19 protein-coding genes are annotated in these 22,472 nt (G+C 72.2%); 1 reads left to right on the top strand and 18 read right to left on the bottom strand.

Features of this window, described 5'->3' with window-relative positions:
• Positions 1-34: 34 nt before the first annotated feature.
• The 14 genes from fabG to OG858_RS11020 are packed head-to-tail and all read right to left on the bottom strand — an operon-like array spanning position 35 to position 15,634.
• A complete protein-coding gene (gene fabG, locus OG858_RS11085) occupies positions 35-754 on the bottom strand; it encodes a 3-oxoacyl-ACP reductase FabG (protein WP_328544950.1) in 720 nt (239 codons plus the stop codon).
• The gene (locus OG858_RS11080) at positions 751-2,352 is read right to left on the bottom strand and encodes an MFS transporter (protein ID WP_256961085.1); all 1,602 of its coding nucleotides are present in this window, start codon (positions 2,350-2,352) and stop codon (positions 751-753) included. The genes fabG and OG858_RS11080 overlap by 4 nt, the downstream gene beginning before the upstream one ends.
• Positions 2,349-3,896, bottom strand: coding sequence for a class-II fumarase/aspartase family protein (locus OG858_RS11075; RefSeq protein WP_319065950.1), 1,548 nt, complete (start codon positions 3,894-3,896; stop codon positions 2,349-2,351). Before OG858_RS11075 ends, OG858_RS11080 begins: the two co-directional genes overlap by 4 nt.
• A complete protein-coding gene (locus tag OG858_RS11070; protein ID WP_319065949.1) occupies positions 3,893-5,989 on the bottom strand; it encodes an FAD/NAD(P)-binding protein in 2,097 nt (698 codons plus the stop codon). Before OG858_RS11070 ends, OG858_RS11075 begins: the two co-directional genes overlap by 4 nt.
• Positions 5,986-6,906, bottom strand: coding sequence for an NAD-dependent epimerase/dehydratase family protein (locus OG858_RS11065; protein WP_328544951.1), 921 nt, complete (start codon positions 6,904-6,906; stop codon positions 5,986-5,988). Before OG858_RS11065 ends, OG858_RS11070 begins: the two co-directional genes overlap by 4 nt.
• Before the next feature lie 3 nt (positions 6,907-6,909).
• Positions 6,910-7,464 (bottom strand): hypothetical protein, encoded by a 555-nt coding sequence (locus OG858_RS11060; RefSeq protein ID WP_086746229.1) that lies wholly within the window; start codon positions 7,462-7,464, stop codon positions 6,910-6,912.
• A complete protein-coding gene (locus tag OG858_RS11055) occupies positions 7,461-9,197 on the bottom strand; it encodes a class I adenylate-forming enzyme family protein (protein ID WP_328544952.1) in 1,737 nt (578 codons plus the stop codon). The genes OG858_RS11060 and OG858_RS11055 overlap by 4 nt, the downstream gene beginning before the upstream one ends.
• Positions 9,184-10,101, bottom strand: a complete 918-nt coding sequence (locus OG858_RS11050) for a hypothetical protein (protein WP_256960131.1) — start codon at positions 10,099-10,101, stop codon at positions 9,184-9,186. Before OG858_RS11050 ends, OG858_RS11055 begins: the two co-directional genes overlap by 14 nt.
• The gene (locus tag OG858_RS11045) at positions 10,098-11,375 is read right to left on the bottom strand and encodes a beta-ketoacyl-[acyl-carrier-protein] synthase family protein (protein WP_319319124.1); all 1,278 of its coding nucleotides are present in this window, start codon (positions 11,373-11,375) and stop codon (positions 10,098-10,100) included. Before OG858_RS11045 ends, OG858_RS11050 begins: the two co-directional genes overlap by 4 nt.
• A complete protein-coding gene (locus OG858_RS11040) occupies positions 11,365-11,802 on the bottom strand; it encodes an acyl carrier protein (protein ID WP_328544953.1) in 438 nt (145 codons plus the stop codon). The genes OG858_RS11045 and OG858_RS11040 overlap by 11 nt, the downstream gene beginning before the upstream one ends.
• Complete coding sequence (locus OG858_RS11035) at positions 11,799-12,083, bottom strand: acyl carrier protein (RefSeq protein WP_234361230.1); 285 nt, start codon at positions 12,081-12,083, stop codon at positions 11,799-11,801. The genes OG858_RS11040 and OG858_RS11035 overlap by 4 nt, the downstream gene beginning before the upstream one ends.
• A gap of 60 nt (positions 12,084-12,143) precedes the next feature.
• Positions 12,144-13,559: a class I adenylate-forming enzyme family protein gene (locus tag OG858_RS11030; protein WP_328544954.1), complete on the bottom strand. Its 1,416-nt coding sequence runs from the start codon at positions 13,557-13,559 to the stop codon at positions 12,144-12,146.
• 6 nt (positions 13,560-13,565) lie between these two features.
• Positions 13,566-14,804 carry a 3-dehydroquinate synthase II family protein gene (locus OG858_RS11025; RefSeq protein WP_319065942.1) on the bottom strand — a complete coding sequence of 413 codons (1,239 nt, stop codon included), beginning with the start codon at positions 14,802-14,804 and terminating at the stop codon, positions 13,566-13,568.
• Complete coding sequence (locus OG858_RS11020) at positions 14,801-15,634, bottom strand: 2-amino-3,7-dideoxy-D-threo-hept-6-ulosonate synthase (RefSeq protein ID WP_179200911.1); 834 nt, start codon at positions 15,632-15,634, stop codon at positions 14,801-14,803. The genes OG858_RS11025 and OG858_RS11020 overlap by 4 nt, the downstream gene beginning before the upstream one ends.
• A 542-nt stretch (positions 15,635-16,176) precedes the next feature.
• Between OG858_RS11020 and OG858_RS11015 the strand changes: the two genes are divergently transcribed.
• On the top strand, positions 16,177-17,541 hold the full coding sequence (locus tag OG858_RS11015; RefSeq protein WP_086747820.1) for an MFS transporter: 1,365 nt from the start codon (positions 16,177-16,179) through the stop codon (positions 17,539-17,541).
• Positions 17,542-17,817: 276 nt separating this feature from the next.
• Here the strand turns inward: OG858_RS11015 and pgl are convergent, their stop codons facing one another.
• From pgl to tal, 4 genes are read right to left on the bottom strand one after another with little or no spacing between them, the layout of a single operon-like run.
• Positions 17,818-18,600, bottom strand: a complete 783-nt coding sequence (gene pgl, locus OG858_RS11010) for a 6-phosphogluconolactonase (protein ID WP_086748989.1) — start codon at positions 18,598-18,600, stop codon at positions 17,818-17,820.
• On the bottom strand, positions 18,597-19,826 hold the full coding sequence (gene opcA, locus OG858_RS11005; RefSeq protein WP_319319108.1) for a glucose-6-phosphate dehydrogenase assembly protein OpcA: 1,230 nt from the start codon (positions 19,824-19,826) through the stop codon (positions 18,597-18,599). Before opcA ends, pgl begins: the two co-directional genes overlap by 4 nt.
• Complete coding sequence (gene zwf / locus OG858_RS11000) at positions 19,823-21,346, bottom strand: glucose-6-phosphate dehydrogenase (RefSeq protein ID WP_060891839.1); 1,524 nt, start codon at positions 21,344-21,346, stop codon at positions 19,823-19,825. The genes opcA and zwf overlap by 4 nt, the downstream gene beginning before the upstream one ends.
• Positions 21,347-21,351: 5 nt before the next feature.
• Positions 21,352-22,470, bottom strand: a complete 1,119-nt coding sequence (gene tal, locus OG858_RS10995) for a transaldolase (RefSeq protein WP_086747597.1) — start codon at positions 22,468-22,470, stop codon at positions 21,352-21,354.
• Positions 22,471-22,472 lie beyond the last annotated feature (2 nt).

Raw genomic sequence — 22,472 nt, 5'->3', positions numbered from 1 at the left:
GGCGGCCGCGCGACGTCCACTTCCCCACCCGGCCTCAGTGCCCCAGCCCGGCGCCCCCGTCGACCGGGATCACGGCGCCGCGTACGTATCCGGCGTCGGCCAGGAAGGCCACCGCCTCGGCGACCTCCTCGGGGGTGGCCGGGCGTCCGGCGGGGGTGGTTCGCAGCAGTTCGCGGCGCTGGTCCGGGGTGAGGGCGCGGCTCATGTCGGTCTCGGTGAGGCCGGGGGCGACGACGTTGCAGGTGATGTCGCGGGGGCCGAGTTCCTGGGTGAGGGAGCGGGCGAAGCCGACGAGGCCGGCCTTCGCCGCCGCGTAGTTGGTCTGGCCGGGGGCGCCGCGCAGGGCGGCCGTGGAGGAGACCAGGACGATACGGCCGTGGCCCGTGCGGAGCATGCCCCGTATCGCGCGCTGGGCGACGCGGAAGGCTCCGGTGAGGTTGGTGTCGAGGACGGAGGTGAAGTCGGCCTCGGTCATCCGCACCAGGAGCCGGTCCTGGGTGACGCCCGCGTTGGCGATCAGGACGGTGACCGGCCCGTGGGCCGCCTCGGCCTCCTTGAAGGCCCGGTCGACCTGCCCGCTGTCCGTCACATCGCACCGCACGGCGAGGAATCCCTCGGAGGCGGGGGGCTCGTCGCCTCGGTAGGTCACCGTGACCCGGTCGCCGACCGTCGCGAAACGGCGGGCGACGGCGAGCCCTATGCCCCTGTTCCCGCCGGTGACGAGGACCGAACGGGCTGTCGGTGTCCGTGTCATCGTGTCTGTCCTTCCCGTGCCGTGTCCGACGCTGTGGTGTGCTCGCGGCCCTCGGGTGCCGCACGGGTGCGCAGGCCCACGACGGCCACCGCGCACCCGATGAGGGCGAGGGCGGCGACGGAGAGCGTGGCGGCGTACATGGCGTCGAGGAAGGCACGGTCGGCCGTGGCCGCCAGCTCCGGCAGGTGCAGTGAGTCGGCGAGCGAGCGGGCGGCCTCGGCGGAGGTGCGGGCCTGTTCCTCGGCGGCCGGTGACAGGCCCTGCGTGGTGCCGGGCAGTTCGGCGTCGGCCATCCGGTCCCGGTAGACGCCGGAGAGGATCGAGCCGGCCATCGCCACCCCGAGGGTGCCGCCGACCTGCCGGGTGACGCTGTTGACGGCGGAGCCGGCGCCCGCGAGCTGTGGCGGCACCCCGCGCATCATCACGGCCGTGACCGGGGTGCCGACCAGGCCCATGCCGAAGCCCTGGATCCACAGCAGTACGGCGACGACCCAGAGGGGGGTGCGCCCGTCGAGCCAGGCGTAGGCGACGTACGTGGCGGCGGTGGCCGCGACGCCGGACGCGACCGTCCAGCGGGCCGACAGCAGACGGCTCAGTGCGGGGGAGGCCTGGCTGCCCAGGACGATGCCGACGGCGGCGGCGATCATCACGGTTCCGGCGTCGGCGGGGGAGAGGCCCCGGGGGCCCTGGAGATAGAAGGCCGCGTAGAACAGGTGACCGGCCAGCGCCATGAAAGCGATCAGCAGGACCACGCTGCCGGCCGTGAATCCGGGTTGCCCGAAGAGCCGCAGGTCCAGGCTGGGCGTCGCTGACCTGCGCTGAGAGGAGACGAAGACGGCCAGCACGACACCGCCCAGCAGTAGCGGCAGGAGGACGTGCGGGCCGTACCAGGTGCTGCCGCCGCCGAGTTCGATGATGCCGTAGACCACGCCGCCCAGGCCGAGCACCGAAAGCCCCAGCCCCGGCAGGTCGAGCACCCGGCGGCGGGAGCCGCCCAGGTCGGGGACGACGGCCATGACCGCCACCAGACACAGGGCGACGATCGGTACGTTGACGAGGAAGACCGAGCCCCACCAGAAGTGGCTGAGCAGTGCCCCGCCCACGACGGGCCCGACGGCGACGCCGAGACCGCTCGACGAGCTCCAGATCGCGATCGCCCGGGTGCGTTCGTCCTCCGGGGTGCTCTGCACGATCACCGTCAGCGTCGCCGGCATGAGCAGGCCGCTGCCCGCACCCATGAAGGCCCGGGCCACGATCAGCCACGCGGGGCTGTCCACGAACGCGCCCGCGCCGGAGGCCACCCCGATCAGCGCGAGCCCGGCGACGAGCGTGTTCCGGGGACCGAAACGGTCGGCCAGGGCGCCGCCCGCGAAGAGGGTGCCGGCGACGACCAGGGTGTAGGCGCTCGCCACCCACTCCAGCTCGCCGGGGGTCGCGCCCAGGCCCTTCACCGGGTCGGCGAGGGTGGTGACGGCGACATTGAGGATCGAGGTGTCCAGCCAGATCAGCATCTGCGCGCAGACCACGACCAGGAGGACGGGCCAGGAGCGGGCGGGTGCGGCGGCCGGTTTCCCGGTCGTCCGGCTCACGGTGCTCACAGCGTGCCTCCGTTGTTCTCACGACCGGGCCAGGCGGCCTCGTCCGGACCTCTGCCTTCGTATGCGCGGACGCCTTGTGCGCGGACGCCTTCGTGTCCGCGCACGCCTTCGTGTCCGCGCACGGCTTCGTATCTGTTCAGTGCCCGGTCGATCAGGGCCTCGGGCACGCCCGTGTAGCGCGCCGGGTCGAGCAGTTCCGACAGTTGGTCGGGGGCGAACCGGGCGCACAGTTCCGGGTCGGCGGCCAGCACCTCCCGCAGGGGGCGGCCGGTGTCAGCGGCCTCGGCCGAGGCGCCGGTCAGGAACTTCTTCGCGCGGACCTTGCCGAACACCGGGGCAAGGGCCACGGCCAGGCGTTCGGTGACGATGGCGCCGCCGGTCAGGTCGAGGTTGGCCCGCATACGGTCCCGGTGGACGATCAGCCCATCCGCGAGCTCGACGGCGGTGTGCGCGGCCCCGCCCGTCAGCCGCAACGCCTCCCGCAGCGGCTGCCACTCTGCGTGCCACGCCCCGGCGGGCCGTTCGTCCTCGGCGAGCAGACACTGCGCCAGCACGAGGGCGTGCGCGGGGACCTGCCGGGCGGCCGACACGATCAGCGTGGCCAGCGCGGGGTTCCGCTTCTGCGGCATGGCGGAGGAGGCACCGCGCCCGGCCCCCGCCGGCTCGGACAGTTCACCGATCTCCGTGCGGGACAACGTCTGCACATCGAGCGCGAACTTCCCGAGCGCCCCGGTGACGAGCTGGAGCACGGCCCCGAGTTCGGCGACGGGGGTACGGACCGTGTGCCAGGGGAGGGTGGGCTCGGCGAGGCCCAGCGCCTCGGAGAAGGGCTTGAGCAGCTCCAGCCCGCCCTCGCCGGGGGTGCCATCGCTCTTTCCTTCCCCACTCCCGCGGTCCACCACCGCGTACTCCCGATACGCGGCCAACGTCCCACCCGCGCCCCCCAACTGGGCCGGAAGTCTCGAAGCCAGCGCCCGCACCCGCACCGACGCGTCGACGGCCAACTCCAGCCATCCCGCCGCCTTCAGCCCGAAGGTCGTCGGCACCGCGTGCTGGGCCAGAGTGCGGCCGGCGAGAACCGTGCGACGGTGTGTGTCGGCCAGCGAGGCGAGGGCGGCCGTCACGTGGACCAGATCCGCCGCGATCAGATCGAGCACCCGACGGCTGATCAACATCGCCGCCGAGTCCAGAATGTCCTGGCTGGTGGACCCCCTGTGTACATACTCCGCGGCGGCCGGATCCTCCGCGGCGACGACCTCGGTGAAGGCGGTCACCAGCGCGACCACCGGGTTGGCGGCGGCCCGTGCCGCATGGGCCAGGGCGACCAGGTCGAGCCGTTCCACACGGGCCGCCGAGGCGATCGCCTCCACCGCGGCGGCCGGGGTCAGCCCGACCGCGTGCTGGGCGCGGGCCAGCGCCACTTCGGTGTCCAGCATGGCCTGCAGCCACGCCTCGTCGGTCACCTCGGCCGCGACCGGCGTGCCCGCCCAGGTGGGGGCGAGCAGGCCCGCGTCGGTTCCCACGGACATCGTGTTCACGCTCATCGACTCCCTGTGCCTGATGTCCGACGTGCCACCGAAGCGACGGCGGCCTCCGGCGCTGCCGCCCTCGGCGCTGCGGCCCCCGGCCCCTCCGCTCGCTGCCCCTGCGGCCCCACGGGCCCGAGCCCCAGCGCCGCGCGCGCGATCGCGTCCGAGTCCTCCAGCGTCACCGAGCCGACGCCGGGCCTGATGCCGACCGCCGTCACCCAGCGCACGCCCTCCACCGGCACCCCGAAGGCGAACCGGCGCGGGTGCGGCCGGCCCGCCGCGTCCACCAGCCGGGGCGGGCTGTCGGTGACCGCCAGTCCGCCCGGCTCGTGCCCCGGATCGCCCCCCAGCCGGTACGGGCCGCACCCGCCGGACGCGAGCAGCCCCCGGAGCAGTGGGTCGGTGCTCCGCCGCAGATCCACCGAGGGCAGCCGCGCCTCGATCAGGGCCTCGACCCGGACCGGGGGGTCGTCCACCAGCTCCGCGTCCACGAGGAAGCCGCCCTCGCCGGCACCCTCGCCGCGCCCCTCCTCGACGCCACCGCCGGGAGCCCGGGCCCGAACCCGCATCCCCGGGCCGAGCACCTGCAGCACATCCGCCTCGATCAGCGCGACCAACTGCTCGATACGGAAGGCGGGCGGGCCGATCGAGGTGAAGGCGTTCAACGGGGTGTACCAGCCGTCGAGTTCGGCACGGTACGAGTCGCCGGAGACTCCGCCGTGGTCGACGACGAGCCGGATCTCGTTGCGCAGGTCCCGCAGGGCGTCCAGAGCTGCCTTCAGCGGTCCGTTCACATTGCCGCGGCGGGCCTCGCCGACATCCCGGCGCAGATACGCAAGCAGCCAGCGCCGGAAGTCGGCGCGGCCCGTGAACGTCCGCTCCCCGTAAGGGTGTTCGATCCGCGTCCAGTCCCATCGCTCGCCGGGCGGGACGGCGTATCGGTCGAGCAGGGCCGCCTCGCCCCGCCCACCCGCATCCGCGAGGCACGACCGTACGAACTCCTCGGCCGCCTCCGGTCCTCGGGCGGCGCGGATCCACGCCTCGTGGTGGACGGTCCGTATCTCGCGGTCGACGATCGGCCAGAGGTCGTGGCGGAAGCCGAGGGGGTGCCCGTCGGCCACGCGGCGCCGTAGTCCCGCGATGACGTCCGGGGTCAGGAAGCGCGGCTCGTGGCGGCCGAGCGCGCCCTTCTCGTTCTCGCCCCGGGCGTGGTACGGGACGCCGCGCCGCGAACCGGCGTACAGGACGGGCTCGTTGCCGCTCGGAAGGTAGACGAGACCGGACTCGCTCTCCTTGAACGTGCCGCCACGGCCCTCGGTGAGAAGGGCCAGGCAGTCGAAGAAGTTCAGGCCCAGCCCGCGCAGAGCGACCGGCGTGCCCGGCGCGATGCCGCTCAGATCGGTGTCGGCCGGGTTGGCGGGGGCCACGTAGGTGAGGCCGTGCCGGTCGGCGAAGGAGCGCAGCGCGCGTTCCTCCGGGGACTCGGTCACGCCGCCGTGGCCGAGAGCCAGCACCACCGCGTCCAGACCGGCCAGCCGGCCGCCGTTCTCCAGGGTCACCGTCTGCGGCCGGCCCGAGGGGTGATCGTCCTGCCGCCCCGTACCGTCGTCCTGCCTGCTCGCGTCGTCGTCCAGCGCGACCGCCGTCGTCCGGTGGGTGTGGACCGTCACATGGGCGGGGGCCGTGCGTAACAGGTGCCGCAGGACCCATTCCAGGTAGTGGCCGTGGAACGCGCGGGTCGGATAGGTGTCGGGGCCGAGCCGCCGCGCCTCGTCCACAGCCCGCGCGGGAAGGTCCTGGTCGATCGCCCGGTCGCGGATCGCGCACGCCCACTCATACAGGCTGGGTCCCGGCACCGACGGTCCCGCGCAGTCCACGCTGTCGTCGGTGAACAGGGTCACCTGGGAGGCGACCGTGTTCATCAGCAGTTCGCCCGGCTGGTCCGTGCGCCAGACCGCGCCCGCGCCCGGCGGGTACGGATCGACGAGGTGGACCTCGACCGGCCGCACGATCCCACCGGCGTTGGCGCAGATCCGCTCCAGCACGGAGAGGCCACGCGGACCGGCGCCGATCACACAGACGGTGAGGGCGTCATCGGTACGGGTCATTCCCGGCCCAGCCCGTCACGCCAGCTCGGTCTGGCCGGCTTCCAGCCCAGTGCCGTACGGGCCCGGTCGTTGGCCGCGCCGTGCGCGGACGTGAGCTGGTGGGCCATGAACCAGCCGAGGAGCCGGGGTGCGAGGGCCGCGGGGACCGTGCGCGGGGAGGGGGCGGCGAGGACCCGGGCGAGGTGCGGCAGCCACTGTGCGGCGGGGGCCGGGTCGTCGTCCGTCACATGGAACACCCCGGTGGCGTCGGCTTCGACGCCCGCCACGGCCGCCCCCACGGCGTCCTCGACGTGCAGGAACGACATGATCCCGGCCCCGCCGCCGGGCAGCGGGAGCCGTCCGGCCAGGACGGACCCGGAGGTTGTGCCGGTACGGGCGTACGCGGTGCGGGGGCCGTACAGCGTGCCGTAGCGCAGCACCACCCCCTCCATGTCGCTGCCCGTCACCTGCCGCTCCAGCTCGGCGACGGCCCGTACCGTCGAGGCCCAGCCGGGGTCGGGGGCGTCCACGTACAGGGGCGCGTCCTCGTCGAGGACCGGGTCGCCGGCCGGGGCGGCGGCGAAGGCGATGGACTGGGCGACCAGTCGGCGCGCGCCGACCGCGCGGGCCGACTCGATCAGGTGGGCGGTGCCCTCGGTGCGCAGCAGCGCGGTGAGGGCGAAGGCTCCCCGCGGGTCGTCGCGCAGCAGCCGCAGGGCCGACAACTGGTGGACGACCACCTCGGGCCGGGCGGCCGACACCGCCGACAGCACGGCGTCACGGTCGAGGGCGTCGGCGACGACCACCTCGTCCGCCTCGGGGGCCCGGCTCCGGGAGCCCTGCCGTACGAGCGCGCTCACATGGTGGCCCCGCGCCCGCAGGGCGCCCACCAGCGGATGCCCGACCACTCCGGTGGCCCCGGCGACGAGTACGCGCATGCCTCAGCCCTCCGAACCGGGTGCGACGGGGGCACAGACCCGCATGATCAGACGGCATGCCCTGTCGCCGTCCCGCAGGCAGCTCTCGGCCCGGTTCTCCGTGAGGGCCGCACCGAGACCCTCGGACCAGCCGGCGTGGATGGCGGTGCAGGGACAGCGGTAACCCTCCAGCGAACCGGCCATCCGGACCATGGTGATCGCGAAGTTCCGCTTCAGGGTGAGCACGATCGTGTCGTCGTCCTCGACCTCGGTGGAGGCGTTGCGCAGCTCCGGCGGGAACATCCGGTCGCCGCAGTCGTCGTAGCGGCGGCGCAGCTCCTCCAGGTCCTTGCGGCGGTCGCCGGTGTCCGGGAGCGGCCCGTACAGCCGGGCGACCCGCTGACCGACGTGCAGGGCGACCTTCCCCAGCGCCTCCGCGTTGATCTCGTTCGCGACCTCCTGCCCGAACCGCGCGGCCACCCCCTGGTACCAGTTGGCGTCGTGCTGCCACCACAGCCGGTACGCCTCACTCGCGCGGGCGCGGTGGTTGACGCCGTCGGCGTCGGTGTGCGTGCTCATGCGTGCTGCTCCTCGGCGGCGACCGCGTCGGCCATGTCGGCGGCGAACCGGTCGCGCATCACTCGTTTGAGAACCTTGCCGGTGGCGCCCTTGGCCACGTCGTCGGGCTTCATCCGCAGCGCCCGGGACACCGGCGGGAACCCGGCGGCCGTCAGCACGGCGTTGACGCGCGTGGTCCACACCTCGTCGCCCTCCTCGCCGCCGCCCTCGGCTCCGTTCCCGGCTCCGCCCTCGTCGGCGAGCTGGAGCAGCGCGAACGCCTCGGCCTCGCCGTCGCCGTCCCAGTCCGCGCGGACGCCGTCGGGGGCGACCCCGACCACCGTGCAGTCGGCGAGCCGGGGCAGCTCGGCCAGGAGCAGTTCCTCGGTGCGGGTGCTGAAGACGATCCCGGCGCGGGTGCGGACGGCGTCCGGGACCCGGTCGAGGTGGTAGAAGTTGCCCTGCTCGTCCTGGTGGGCGAGGTCGCCGGTGAGCCAGTAGCCGCCGAGCCGCATCCGGTTCCAGGTGAGCGAGTCGTTCCAGTAACCGGGCGTGAGCGTGGGCGACCTGAGGCCCAGCCGGCCGATCCGGCCGGGTGGCAGCGGGGTGCCGTCCTCGGCCAGCACGGCGGCCTCGGCGAAGCTGATCGGCTTGCCGACGCAGCGGGAGTAGGCCGAGGTGTCCTTGGTGTGCCGGTTGTGGAAGACGGAGTAGCCGGCCTCCGACGAACCGAGCCCGTCCACGAAGACCGAGCCGTCGACCCGGACGCGGCTCAGGTCCCGCCGGACCTCGACATGGCTGCCGTGCTGGACGAGCGCCCGGATGTGCGCCTCGTGCGCCGCGTCACCGGTGTTGAACCACACCTGCACGCTGGACAGATCACGTGCCGTCAGGTCCTCCGCCGCCATCTCGCCGAAGGTCCCGGCGAAGGCCAGCACGGTCGTCGGCCGGAACTCCTCGACGGCGTCCAGCACGTCCGTGCCGCGCTGGCTGGAGAGCAGCTTGATGTCCGTGCGCAGCAGCAGGCAGTACAGCAGCGTCGCCACCATCGCGTTGTGCGCGCCCGGCAGCCCCACCAGCGTGCGCTCCATGTCGGCGCCGGTGGAGAAACGCAGCCGGTGCACCTGGGCGTACATCAGCGTCCGGTGGGTGTGCGGCACGCCCTTCGGCATGCCGGTGGTGCCGGACGAGTGGGAGATGAGCACGGGGTCGGTCGGGTCGTGCCGGTACGGGTACGACGGCGGGAGCGACGCGCGGTGCTCCGGCCGGATGTCGGCGGCGGTCACACAGAAGCCGAGGCCGGTCCCGCCGTCGCGGCCTTCCGCCTCCTCGGCCAGCACCTCACGGTGCGCCTCGTCCGTGAAGGCACCCACCGCGCCCTGCCTGCGGACGTACTCCCGGGCGATCTCCGGGGACAGGTTGCCGTTGACGAACGACGGGACGGCGCCCAGTGAGGTCAGCGCCAGGAAGTTCACCGCGAACTCGGCGGCCGAGAAGGAGTGGACGGCCACCGGGTCGCGGGGCCGCACGCCCCGGGCCGCGTACCAGCCCGCGTACGTCTCGACCACCTCGGACAACTGCCCGAGCGCCAGCACCTCGGGGCGGCTGCCGTCCGGTGCGCGCCAGGTGCCGTCGGTCCGCAACACCGCCTCGTCGAGCGGGCGTTCGTACGCCCGCAGCCGCCGCAGGACGTTGCCGGCGCCGAGTTCGGTGTCGGAGCAGATCCGCGCCCGCTCCTGCCTACTGATGAGCATGGGTCTCCGTCTCGTTTCCTTCAGGTCGGTCCGGGAGCCGTTCGGCGTCGAGGAGGAACGCGGGCGCCCGGGGTTCGGTGACCAGGACGTGGGTGCCGCCGTCCCGCAGCAGCCGCCGGTGGGCGGCGGCCAGGTCGAACAGGCCCCGGACGCTGCCGGGGTGCGAGGACGCCGCCGGCCGCTCGCCGTCGTACGTCTGCGTCGCACGGATGGTCACGGGGGCGCCGGCACCGGGGCGCCCCAGCAGGACGGCCACCGCCAGGGCGGCGGAGCCGGGGAGGTCCGGGACCGGGCGGCCGGTGTCGGCGGAGAGCTCCCGGTGCACGGCGGCCAGCCGCTCGCCGCCGCCCAGTTCCACGCCCACCACCAGGACCCGGTCCAGCTCCGGGTCCTCCAGGAGGAGGTCCGCCATGGCCAGCAGTTCGGTCACCGGGTCGTCGAGGACGGACAGGCTGAACATCTGCCCCGTGATCCGGAATTCCCGGCTGATGTGCCCCAGCACGGAGTTGGCGGTGGCCTGCATGAACAGCAGCGGGTTGTGGACCCGCCCGGACACCACCCGCCGGCTCGCCAGATCGGCCGTGGTGGTGTCACCCATGAGGCTCGCCAGCGCCACCGCCGTACGGGAGCCTCCCCCACTCTCGGCTTCGCTCGAGCGGGAGGTGCCCCCACCCGGCCGCTCGGTCAGACACCGCGCGGCGACCTCGTACGCCAGCGGGCTGAACGCCGACTCCACGAACCCCGGCAGGCGCGGCAGCAGGATGTCGCCGTCCCACCCGGTGCCATGGGTCGCGGTGGCGGTGGTGAGGACGCCGAGGGGCGAACGCAGGGGTGCCTTCTCGGTCGGCGCGGCCTCCCCGCTGCTTGCCGGTGCGGTTCTCCCGCCGCTGTCCGTCGTCGTCACGGCCGCTCCAGGACGAGTGCGGTGTTGGCGCCCCCGAAGGCGGCGTTGATGGTCAGGGCCCGGCGGAGGTCGGCCCGACGGGGCCGGTTCGGCACATAGTCGAGGTCGCACTCCGGGTCCGCCTGCGTGAAGTTGGCGGTCGGCGGCAGTACGCCGTCCATGAGGGCCAGCATCGTGATCACGAACTCCACGACACCGGCCGCCTCCAGGAGATGGCCCGTGGTGCTCTTGGTGGAGCTGACCGGGATCGACTCGGCCCGCTCCGGGAGGGCGGCGCGCAGCCCCCGGGTCTCGGCGCCGTCGTTGTACTTGGTGCCGGTGCCATGGGCGTTGACATAGCCGAGGCTCGACCCGTCGGGGTCACCGGCCAGCCGCAGCGCCTGCCGGGCCGCGCGGGCCAGGCCGACACCCTCCGGGTGCGGCTGCGCGATGTGGTGGGCGTCCGTCGCCGCGCCCCACCCGACCACGCCCGCCAGCGGCCGGGCCCCGCGCCGCCGCGCGTGCTCGGCGGACTCCAGCACGACCGCCGCGACCCCGTCGCCGAGCAGCAGCCCGGTGCGGTCGGCGCTGAACGGCCGCACCATGCCGTCACGGGACAACGCCCGCCCCGAGTCGAACTTCCCGAACGTCTCCTCCTCCACGAGGTAGCCGCCGGCGCACACCGCCACGTCGATCCGGCCGGACGAGATCAGCCGGCAGGCATGGATGATCGCGGCGGCGGAGGCGACACAGGCGTTGGTGAACGTGAGCCGGGGGCCGGCCAGGCCGAGGCCTCCGGCCAGCGACTCGGTGAGCAGGGCGGGCACGGCGTCGGTGAGCCGGGCGGCCGACGAGACGGCCGGGGTGGTGGGCAGGGGGTGCCCCGGGTCGGCTTCGGTGAGTCCACGGGCTGGGGCCGCGCCCCGGTCCACGCCGGTCCCGCCGCTCTCGTCGGCCCCCGGCATCGCCGCCGCGTCCCGCCAGTACCGGGTGATGCTCGTGCAGTCGCCCGCGATGCCCAGCAGGACCGCCGCCTCGGTGCCCCGGGGCAGGTCCGCCATGTCGAGGGCCTCCCTTCCGCAGCGTGCGAGGGCGTGGCGCAGGGCCCAGTCCTCGACCGCGTCGGGGCCGTCGGGGGCGGCGCCGGCCATCGGCGTACGGTACGGGCCGGTGTCGAAGCGGGTGGTGGGGGTGAAGGAGGGGACGCCGGCGAAGACCCCGCGGCGGAGGGCGTCCGCGCCCGTTCCGAAGGCGGTGCGCACGCCGAACCCGGTCACCGTCACGTCACCGGTCAACGCGGTCACCCCCCTCCACCGCACCCGCCCCGGCCGCGTTCAGGAACTCGGTGAGCCTGCGGAGCGAGGTCAGGCCCGCGATGTCCTCGTCGCCGGGCTCCACCACCAGGCCGTACCGCTCCTCCACCACATGCAGCAGCCACACCAACCCCAGCGAGTCCAGGACCAGTTCGGCGTCGTCGCCGAGGTCGTCCGGGACGCCGGGGAAGACCTTGCGGTCGGAGAGCAGTTCCCGGACGGTGCCGGTGGTGATGGCGAACGGGGCGGACGCTTCAGTGAGGGACGGCGCCGACGTTTCCGTGAGGGATGGCGCGGACGTTTCCGTGAGGGACGGCGCCGACGTTTCAGTGAGGGACCGCGCGGATGCTTCCGCGACGGACGATGCGGACGCTTCCGTGACCGGTGACGCAGGGGCTTCCGCGCTCATGCCTTCGCCCCGCGCCCGACGACCTCGGTGACGAGCCCGCCGAGGGTCAGGGAGGCAAGCGGCTCGATGTCGGTGTCCGGGATCTCCACGCCGAACCGCGACTCCAGCCGCAGCGTGAGCTCGATCAGGCTCAGGGAGTCCAGTTCCAGCCCGCCGACGGTCACCGGACTCTCGTCCGTGATGCCGTCACGGCTCAGCAGGATGTTCATCTCGTCGATGACCGTGGTCAGGACGAACTCGCGGATCTCGTTGTCCAGGGTGGACGTGCTCATGATCGCCATCTCCATGGGGAAGGTCAGAAGGTCATGCGAAAAGTCGTACGGGGGAAGCCCGTCGAGCCGTTACGCGCTGCTCGCCGCCGCCTGGAGCGTCGCCGCCTGGCGGACCAGCTTCCCGTTCGACGTGCGGGGCAGGGCCTCCAGCAGCCGGATCACACGGGGCAGCTTGTAGTCGGCCAGCCGCTCCCGGCACCAGCGCAGCAACTCCTCCGCCGACGGGCTCCCGGCCCCGGCGGTCACCGCCACGTACGCCTCGGTCACGTCCTCGTGGACCAGGACCGCCTGTTCGACGGCCGGGTGCGCGCGGAGCACGTGCTCGACCTCGGTGAGGTCGACCTTGAGGCCGCCGATGACGACGAGGGAGTCGGCGCGGCCGCCCACGGTGACCGTTCCGTCGGCGTCCACCGTGGCCCGGTCGCGGGTGTGGAGCCAGCCGTCCTCGTACTGGGTGCCGCCGGAGTCGAAGAGATACGGAGACCCGTCGAGCGCGACGTCCAGTTCGCCCTTGTGTTCCCGGACCAGCACTCCCGGCGCGGGCCGCCCGACCGTGGGCCGGAGCGTGCCGGCCACGTCGATGGCGACGATGCCGGTCTCGGTGGTGCCGTAGGCCTCGCCGACCGTGGTGCCGAACCGTTCGGCGAATCGCGCGGCGACCTCCGGGGGCATCAGCTCGCCGCCGGAGACGGCGGTCCGCAGCTCGGGCAGGGCGGGTGGATCGAGGGCGGCGGCGAGCAGTTCGAAGTGCATCGGCACCCCGAACAGGTGCGTGATGCGGTGCTCGACCGAGGTTCGCAGGATGTCGCGGGCCGAGACCCGGGGCGCGAAGACGACGGAGACGCCGGCGGCCAGCGAGTGCAGCAGCCCGCCGAGCAGTCCGAAGCTGTGCGCTGTCGAGCTGAGCAGCAACAGCCGGTCGCCCTCGCCCGGCATACCGGGGACCGCCCCGAACGACTCGATCTCGGCGGCGATCGACGCGGCGGTCCTGCCGATCACCTTCGGCCGCCCGGTGGAGCCCGAGCTGAACTGGACCAGCCGGTGCGGGCCCGCAGCCGGTTGCCCGGCCCTGCGGCACTCGGTGGCGACCTCGTACTCGGGCCGGAAGCCGAACGCAGCCCGGACGTTGGACCCGGCCCGGACCATGAACTGAGGCCGGCAGGTGGCGCAGAGCGCGTCCACCTCGGCGGGCTTCAGCCGGAAGTCGAACAGCATCACCTGAGCGCCCAGCCGCCACAGCGCGAGCAGCACCTCGACCTGGGTGAAACTGGGCGGCGTCCGCAGCCCCACCGTGCTGCCGGGCCCGATGTCATAGCCGGCGAACACGGCGGCCTGCTTGGCCACCCGTTCCCGTAACTCGCCCCGCCCGACGGACTCCTGCCGGTGTGTCAGATACGGCAGGCCGTCGTCCCGCGCGTCGAACAGCCGTTGGACCAGGACGCCCATCCCGTCCTCGCGGGCCGCGGCCGCCACGAGTTCGCCCATGTGGCCTCAGACCTCCTTGCAGAACTCGCCGATGGGCAGGCCCACGTGGCGCTTGTCCTGCGCCAGATAGCCGAGCAGCTCGTCACCGGTCTGCAACTCGGTGACGTTGAGGACCTTGCCGCCCGGACCGAGCACCCGTACATGCCAGTCGTCCTGCACGGTCAGGCTCACCAGCCGCCCGTCCTCCGCGTGGGTACGGATCTCCAGCAGCGGCCGGGACTCCAGCTTGGCCCGTCCGACCACCACCCGCCGGGTGCGGCCGTCGGCGCCGACGGCCAGCAGGGCGCTGCCGGAGCCGACCTCGCTGAGGTAGTTGGTGCGGTTGTCGGGGCCCAGCGTGTACGAGTGCAGGGCACCGGCGTTGACCCGGAACGGCCGGGTCGGCATGTACGGCAGCGGGTGTGTCTCGCTGCAGCAGAGCACGAAACCGGACGAGTACGAGCCGACGAGGATGCCCTCGTCCTCCTCGAAGTGCGAGCAGGTGTCCACACAGACCCGGTCGCCGAGCCCGACGTGCCGGATGCTCTCCACCGTCAGCGTGGACAGCTCCAGCTGCGGTGTCGTCGCCTCCAGCAGCCGGGCCAGCGCGAACACGTCGTCGGCGCTGCGGGGCGTGAACAGGATGCCGTCCGAACCGCGTTCGAGCACGTCGAAGACGATGGCCGCCTCCTCCAGATCGCCGACGACCGTCACCAGCTTGCCCTCAGCCGACTCGGCCGCCGCGAGCACGATCTCCAGCGGGATCTTCGTCGGGTCGGCGAAGTGGATCACCGTGTACGGCAGTGCCATCGCGCCCACGCACGACAGCTGGAGGGTGCGGTCGTCCCGTACGTCGACGAAGCCGGCCACGGGCGTACCGGTGACCGGCGTACCCGTGGCGGACGCACGGGTGGCGGCCCGGTTCTCCGCGGCGAGGGCGTCCAGCTCGTCCTGGGTGGTGAACTTCCGCAGCAGGACGTCGATCCCGGCGCCGGCGAGGGCCTCGCCGGTGCCGGCGGGCTTGGCCTCGCCCGTGCCCTTGGCCTCCTTGCCCCCCTTGTCGGCGGCCTTCTCGCCGGCCTTCCGCGCGACCGCCGCGGCCGGCTCCCCGGACACCAGCACCCGGGTCACCGTCGGCGGCAGAGTCCCCAGCAACTCGGCGTCGGCACAGACCACTCCGGCCATCCGGGCGTGGACGGCCGCGTCCACCACCGCCTGGAGCTGCGGACGGGGTACTTCACGGAGATCGATCCATGCGAACCTCATGCGACACCTGCCACGATCGTCGAGTAATGGGTGTGGGTGGTCATGCTCATGCCATCCGGGAGGCCGTCGCCGGTGTGCCCGTGCACCACCGCGGCGAGCCGGGCCACCAGGGCGGCGGGGGAGGGGGAGGAGAAGATCCGGCGGCCGACGGCGAGCCCCCGGCAGCCGGCCGCCATCACGGCGGTGCCGTACTCGATCAGGTCGGAGCCGTCCGGTGGACCGCCGGCCGCGAGGACGGGGATGGGGCTGTGGGCCACCACCTCGGCCATCCGGTCCAGGGGCAGGGCGACGGTGGTCTTCACCATGTCGGCGCCCAGATCGGCGGCGACGTTCACGATGTGCGCGAGGAGGACGGGATCGTGCGGGTTCTCGATCCGGGGGCCGCGCGGATACACCATCGCGATCAGCGGCATGCCCCAGGTGTCGCACGAACGTGCCACCGCGCCAAGGTCGGAGAGCTGCCGCCCCTCGGTGTCCGAGCCGATGTTCACATGGACGCTGACCGCGTCCGCGCCGAGTGCCACCGCCTCCTCGACATCACCGACCAGTACCTTGGCGTCGACATCGGCGGAACAGGCCGTACTGGCGCTCAGATGCACCACCAGCGCGCAGCTCTTGAGGAGGTCCGGGGCGAGCGTGCGGGCCCGCCCCTTGTGGACGATGATCCCGTCAGCCCCGCCGGCCACCAGTTCCCTCAGCAGCTCGTCCCATTGGCCCGGAGGGGCGACCGGACCGTCCGAAACGCTGTGATCGAGCGGTATGAGCAAATGCCGGTCGTCACCGGCCAGCGAAAGTCTTCTCCAACGTAATGGCTTGCCAGTTTTCAGCATGGGTAATGCGCCTTCCCGGCTCTGAGGCCGCATTTCAGAAAGTCGAACCGCGGCAACCCGATGCGGTCTCCATGTCCGAAAAACGATGGTCGTAGAACTTTCAAGTTCTGCCGCACGTCAGCATTCCGTGGGTGATCGGGGGTTGGCAAGGCGTGACCATCGGCAAATTTTTATGCACGCCGACACATGACTATTTGATAGCTGCTTGACAGGATCCACGGGGTTGACGGCGTCCAGGCGTGGTGTTCGTGGCACATTCTGGCGACCTGTCCCCGCACATAGCGGGATCACATGGGATCCATGGGATTCATGGGATCACCTGCTTTAAATGTCGTTGTCGCGTGTAATCGACGCTTACTCTGCCTTTCCGTCGAAATAATTCGACGAAGCCTCCGGTGAGTTTCCCCCCGGGACTTCCTTGTGGGAATCGAATTTCCCGGCCTAGGGTGACAGTCGCACTCCGGTTCGTGTTTCATGCGTGGCCGTCCCCACCATCTGGGCCCGGACCATTCGTGTCCGGGCGTACCGGAAGTGAGTCCCCCATGCCCGAATCCCCGTCCGAGACCGTCGCCGAGGCAGTGGACCCCAGACCGGTCGCGTTACCGGCCTCCGCGCCGGCCGAGTCGAGCAAGGCGCCCAAGGTCGCCGCCGCGAGCCTCATCGGCACGACGATCGAGTACTACGACTTCGCCGTCTACGGAACGGCCTCCGCGCTCGTCCTCGGACCCGCGTTCTTCCCCTCCGGCAACCCGACCGTCTCCTCCCTCGCCGCGTTCCTCACCTTCGCCGCGGCCTTCCTGTCCCGTCCCCTCGGGGTCGTCCTCTTCGGCACGATCGGCGACCGGCTGGGCCGTCGGCGGGCCCTGGTCGCGTCCCTCCTGCTCATGGGCATCGCGACGGTCGGCGTCGGCCTGCTCCCGACCTACGAGAGCGCCGGACTCCTCGCCCCCGTCCTCCTGGTGACCCTCCGTCTGCTGCAGGGCGTCAGCATGGGCGGCGAGTGGGGCGGCGCGGTGCTGCTGGCCGCCGAGCACGCCCCGCCCGGCCGTCGCGCGCTGTACGCAGCCGTCCCGAACATCGGCCCCTCCCTCGGCTTCCTGCTCTCCAGCGCCGTCATCCTCCCCACCCTCAACATCGTGGGCCGCGACGGCTTCACCGAGTGGGCCTGGCGCATTCCGTTCCTGCTCAGCGCGGTGCTCGTCCTGGTCGGGTTGTGGGTACGGACGACGGTGTCGGAGTCTCCGGTGTTCAAGGGCTCGGTATCGCAGGCGGACTCCCCGGCGTCCCCGGCGGCGCGCTTCCCGCTCGGTGCGCTCATCGCGCGGTACCCCGGCCGGCTGCTGCTCGGCACGGGCGCGGCGATCGGCGGCTCCGCCGTGTACTACCTGACGATCGTCTACAGCCTGTCCTACGGGCCGAAGTCGCTCGGCATCCCCCAGAACACGATGCTCACCGCCGCGAGTGTCGGGGCGGCGGCCGGGATCGCGATCACCCTGCCCGTCGCCCGGCTCGCCGACCGGATCGGACGCCGGCCGATCATGCTGACGGGTGCGGCCGGCTGCGTCGTGTGGGCCGTCCCCATGTACGCGTCCCTCAGCACGGGCAACGGGCTCGTCATCACCGGTGCGTACACCATCGGGCTCATGCTGCTCGCACTGATGTTCTCCCCGGTGGCGGCGTTCCTCGCGGAGCTGTTCCCGGCGAGGTTGCGCTACACGGGGGCGTCGGCGGCGTTCATCCTGGCGAACACGCTGGGCGGCGGCTTCGCTCCGCTGGTCGCGACGTGGCTGAACAGCCAGTGGTCGTCTCCGCTGGTGCTCGGGTTCTACACGGGTGGGTTGTGCCTGGTGAGCCTGCTGTGTCTGGTGGCACTGCCGGAGACCCGTGAGGGAGACTTCGTGGCCTGAGTTTTTCGCCCCCGCCATCCCCAGGGGCAGCGCCCCTTCGACCTCTGTCCGCGGGTCCGGTGGGGGGTGCTCGCGCAGTTCCCCGCGCCCCTGAAGGCGACGGCCCTGCGGGCCGCCGAAAAACGATGGGACGCGGCCCCTGGTTTTTTGAGGGGCGCGGGGAACTGCGCGACCAGCCCCCACCCGCCCGCACCCGACAACGCACCCTCTCGGGGTCGAAGGTGCAGCGCCCCTGGGGATGGGAACGGGTAGGGGCGGTGGGGGCGAAACAAGCCGTCAGGGCGACGCCGGCGGATACAGCGACCGCGGCAGTTGCGAGGCCGCCGCCGAGTCCAGCAGCCACAGGGTGCGCGACCTTCCGTACGCACCCGCGGCCGGAGCCTGGATCTCCCCCGCACCGGACAACGCGATGGCCGAGGCCCGCGCCTTGTCCTCACCGGCGGCGAGGAGCCACACCTCACGCGCCGCACGGATCGCGGGCAGCGTCAGCGTGACCCGCGTCGGCGGCGGCTTCGGCGCACCACGGACCCCCACGACCGTCCGTTCGGTCTCCCGCACGGCCGGCAACTCGGGGAAGAGCGAGGCCACATGGGTGTCCGGGCCGACCCCCAGCATCAGCACGTCGAACGTGGGCACCGAGCCACGGTTCTCCGGCCCCGCCGCCCGCGCCAGCTCCTCCGCGTACGCCGCGGCCGCCGCGTCCACATCGGCACCCCACGGCCCGTCCGACGCGGGCATGGCATGCACCCGCTTCGGGTCCAGCGGCACCGAGTCCAGCAGCGCCTCCCGAGCCTGGGTGACATTGCGCTCGGAGTCGCCCTCGGGCAGGAACCGCTCGTCACCCCACCACAGGTCCAGCCGGCCCCAGTCGATCGCGTCCCGGGCGGGCGCCGCCGCCAGCGCGGCGAGCAGCCCGTTGCCGTTGCGGCCACCCGTGAGGACCACCGAGGCGTAGCCGCGCGAGGCCTGCGCGTCCACGACCTTGGTGATCAGCCGGGCCGCCGCCGCCTGAGCCATCAGCTCCTTGTCGCGGTGCACGACCAACTGCGGAGTACTCACGGCGCGGCCGCCTTCTTCACGGGCGGCATCTGCGCCGGAGTGGGCCGCTCGGAGTCGTCGTCACCGGCCGATCCCGCCGATCCCGCTGATGCCTCCGAAGCCGACGGAGCCGCAGGCGGCAACGCCAACCCGGACGGACGGGCCGGAGAGGACGACGGCGCGACGGCCGAACCCGGCTCGTAGCCGGAAACGGGAGCCGAAGCAGTCCTCGGAGCATCGGCCGCAGCGGTCGTCGCGGCCGTGGAGGTCGCCCCGGCCGTGGCAGCCGTCAGCGCACTCGCCGAACCCCCGAGCGCACCGGTGCCTCCCAGCCGGTCCACCCCGAACCGCAGTGCCGACGCGTACGTGTCGTCGGGGTCGAGCCTGCGCAGCTCCTCCGCCAGCAGCTCGGACGTCTCGCGGCGCTTCAGCGCGACCGCCCGGTCCGGCTGGTCCTCCAGCGTGAGGAGGGCGAGGCCCCCATTGGGGCGGTACAGCCGGATGGGACCGGTGCTGGTCAGCAACCGCACCTCGTTGAGGCCGGGCCCGGCCGACACCCCACGCCGTACATGGACGTGGAGCCGGTCCGCCAGCCACATCGCCAGCAGCTCCACGCTCGGGTTGTACTGCTCGCCCTGCACCTCCGCGGAGATGACCTCGCAGTCCACCTGGTCGAGCGCGGCGGCCAGCATGGAACGCCACGGGGTGATCCGGGTCCAGGCCAGATCCGTGTCGCCGGGCTCGTAGTTGTCGGCGCGGGTCCGCAGCTCGTCGATGGGCTTCTCGGCGGCGTAGCTGTCGGTGACCCGGCGCTGGCCGAGCGCGCCCAGCGGGTCTCGGGCCGGGTCGAGCGGCGCGTTGACCGGCCACCAGACGACCACCGGCGCGTCCGGCAGCAGCAGCGGAAGCACGACCGACTGGGCGTGGTCCGCGACCTCGCCGTACAGCCGCAGCACGACCGTGTCGCCGGTGCCCGCGTCCGCGCCCACCCGTACCTCGGCGTCGAGGCGGGACTTCGTGCGGTCGCGGGCGGAGCGGGAGACGCGCTTGATGACCACGATCGTGCGCGACGGGTGCTCGCGGGAGGCGTCGTTGGCGGACTTGAGCGCGTCGTACGCGTTCTCCTCGTCCGTCACGATGACCAGCGTGAGCACCATGCCGACGGCCGGGGTGCCTATCTCCCGGCGGGCTTTCACCAGCGCCTTGTTGATCTTGCTGGCCGTGGTGTCCGTGAGGTCTGTCTTCATGGCCGACGCCAGCTCCGTCCGTCTCGCTCGAGCATCTCGTCCGCCTCGACGGGACCCCACGTGCCCGCCTGGTACTGCGCGGGCCTGCCGCTCCTGTCCCAGTACTCCTCGATCGGGTCGAGGATCTTCCAGGACAGCTCGACCTCCTCGGTGCGCGGGAAGAGGTTCGAGTCGCCGAGGAGGACGTCCAGGATGAGGCGCTCGTACGCCTCGGGCGACGACTCGGTGAAGGACTCGCCGTACGCGAAGTCCATCGACACGTCCCGGATCTCCATCGACGTGCCGGGCACCTTGGAGCCGAAGCGGACCGTCACGCCCTCGTCGGGCTGGACGCGGATGACGATCGCGTTCTGGCCCAGTTCCTCGGTGGCGGTGGAGTCGAACGGGGAGTGCGGGGCGCGCTGGAAGACCACCGCGATCTCCGTCACCCGGCGGCCGAGGCGCTTGCCCGTCCGCAGATAGAAGGGGACGCCCGCCCAGCGGCGGTTGTCGACCTGGACCTTGATCGCCGCGTAGGTGTCGGTCTTCGACTTGCGGTCGATGCCGTCCTCTTCGAGGTAGCCGATGACCTTCTCGCCGCCCTGCCAGCCGGCCGCGTACTGCGCGAACACGGTGTCCCGGCCCAGGTCCTTCGGCAGCTTCACCGCGCCGAGGACCTTGGTCTTCTCGGCGGCGAGCGCGTCCGCGTCGAAGGAGGCGGGCTCCTCCATCGCGGTCAGCGCCATCAGCTGGAGCAGGTGGTTCTGGATGACGTCACGGGCGGCGCCGATGCCGTCGTAGTAGCCGGCGCGGCCGCCGATGCCGATGTCCTCGGCCATCGTGATCTGCACGTGGTCGACGAACGACCGGTTCCAGATCGGCTCGAACATCGTGTTGGCGAAACGGAGCGCCAGAATGTTCTGGACGGTCTCCTTGCCCAGGTAGTGGTCGATGCGGAAGACCTGGTCCGGGGCGAAGACCTCGTGGACGACCTTGTTGAGGTCCTCCGCCGACTCCAGGTTGTGGCCGAACGGCTTCTCGATGACCGCGCGCCGCCAGGAGCCGCTGCTCTGGTCGGCCAGGCCGTGCTTCTTCAGCTGCTGGATGACGACCGGGAACGCGGACGGCGGCACGGAGAGGTAGAAGGCGAAGTTGCCGCCCGTGCCCTGTGCCTTGTCCAGTTCCTCGATGGTGTCGCGCAGCCGCTCGAAGGACTCGTCGTCGTCGAAGGTGCCCTGGACGAACCGCATGCCCTGGATGAGCTGCTGCCAGACCTCCTCGCGGAAGGGTGTACGGGCGTGCTCCTTGACCGCGTCGTGCACCTCCTGCGCGAAGTCCTCGTTCGCCCACTCCCGGCGTGCGAAGCCGACGAGCGAGAAGCCCGGCGGCAGCAGTCCGCGGTTGGCGAGGTCGTACACGGCAGGCATCAGCTTTTTACGTGACAAATCGCCTGTGACGCCGAAGATGACCAGGCCCGACGGCCCCGCGATACGCGGGAGCCGTCGGTCCGCGGCGTCACGCAGCGGATTGCTGCTCGACAAGGTGTTCAGCCCTCCGAGGGTGCGAGGCGCTGAAGCTCCGCCTCGGTCGACTTGAGCAGGTCGTTCCAGGACGCCTCGAACTTCTCGACGCCCTCGGCCTCCAGCAGCTGGACGACCTCGTCGTACGAGATCCCGAGCTTCTCGACCGCGTCCAGCTCGGCACGCGACTGCTCGTACGTCCCGGCGATCGCGTTGCCGCGGATCTCGCCGCTCGCCGCGGTGGCCTCCAGCGTGGCCTCCGGCATGGTGTTCACCGTGTTCGGCGCGACCAGCTCGTCGACGTACAGCGTGCTCTTGTACGCCGGGTCCTTGACGCCGGTCGAGGCCCACAGCGGACGCTGCTTGTTGGCGCCCGCGCCCTCCAGGTCGCTCCAGCGCTTGCCGTCGAAGACCTCTTCGTACGCCTGGTAGGCGAGGCGGGCGTTGGCGACACCGGCCTTGCCACGGGCGGCCTTGGCCTCGTCGGTGCCGAGCGCGTCGATCCGCTTGTCGATCTCGGTGTCCACGCGGGACACGAAGAAGGACGCCACGGAGTGGATCTTCGACAGGTCCAGGCCGCGCTCCTTGGCCTTCTCCAGACCGGCGAGGTAGGCGTCCATGACCAGGCGGTAACGCTCGAGCGAGAAGATCAGCGTGACGTTGACGCTGATGCCGAGACCGATGACCTCGGTGATGGCCGGCAGGCCGCCCAGCGTGGCCGGGATCTTGATCAGCGTGTTGGGGCGGTCCACCAGCCAGGCAAGCTGCTTGGCCTCGGCCACGGTGGCCTTGGTGTTGTGCGCCAGGCGCGGGTCGACCTCGATGGAGACCCGGCCGTCCTGGCCGCCGGTCGCGTCGAAGACCGGGCGCAGGATGTCGGCGGCGTCGCGGACGTCCGCCGTCGTGATCATGCGGATGGCCTCTTCGACGGTGACCTTGCGGGCGGCGAGGTCGGAGACCTGCTGCTCGTAGCCGTCACCGCTGCTGATCGCCTTCTGGAAGATCGACGGGTTGGTGGTGACGCCCACGACGTGCTGCTGGTCGAGCAGCTCGGCGAGGTTGCCGGACGTGATGCGCTTGCGCGACAGGTCGTCCAGCCAGATCGCGACGCCCTCCTCGGAGAGGCGCTTGAGTGCGTCTGTCATGG

Source organism: Streptomyces europaeiscabiei, assembly GCF_036346855.1.
GTDB lineage: Bacteria > Actinomycetota > Actinomycetes > Streptomycetales > Streptomycetaceae > Streptomyces > Streptomyces europaeiscabiei.
Note: the sequence above shows the minus strand (reverse complement) of the source record. Positions and strands in the feature narration are given on the sequence as shown.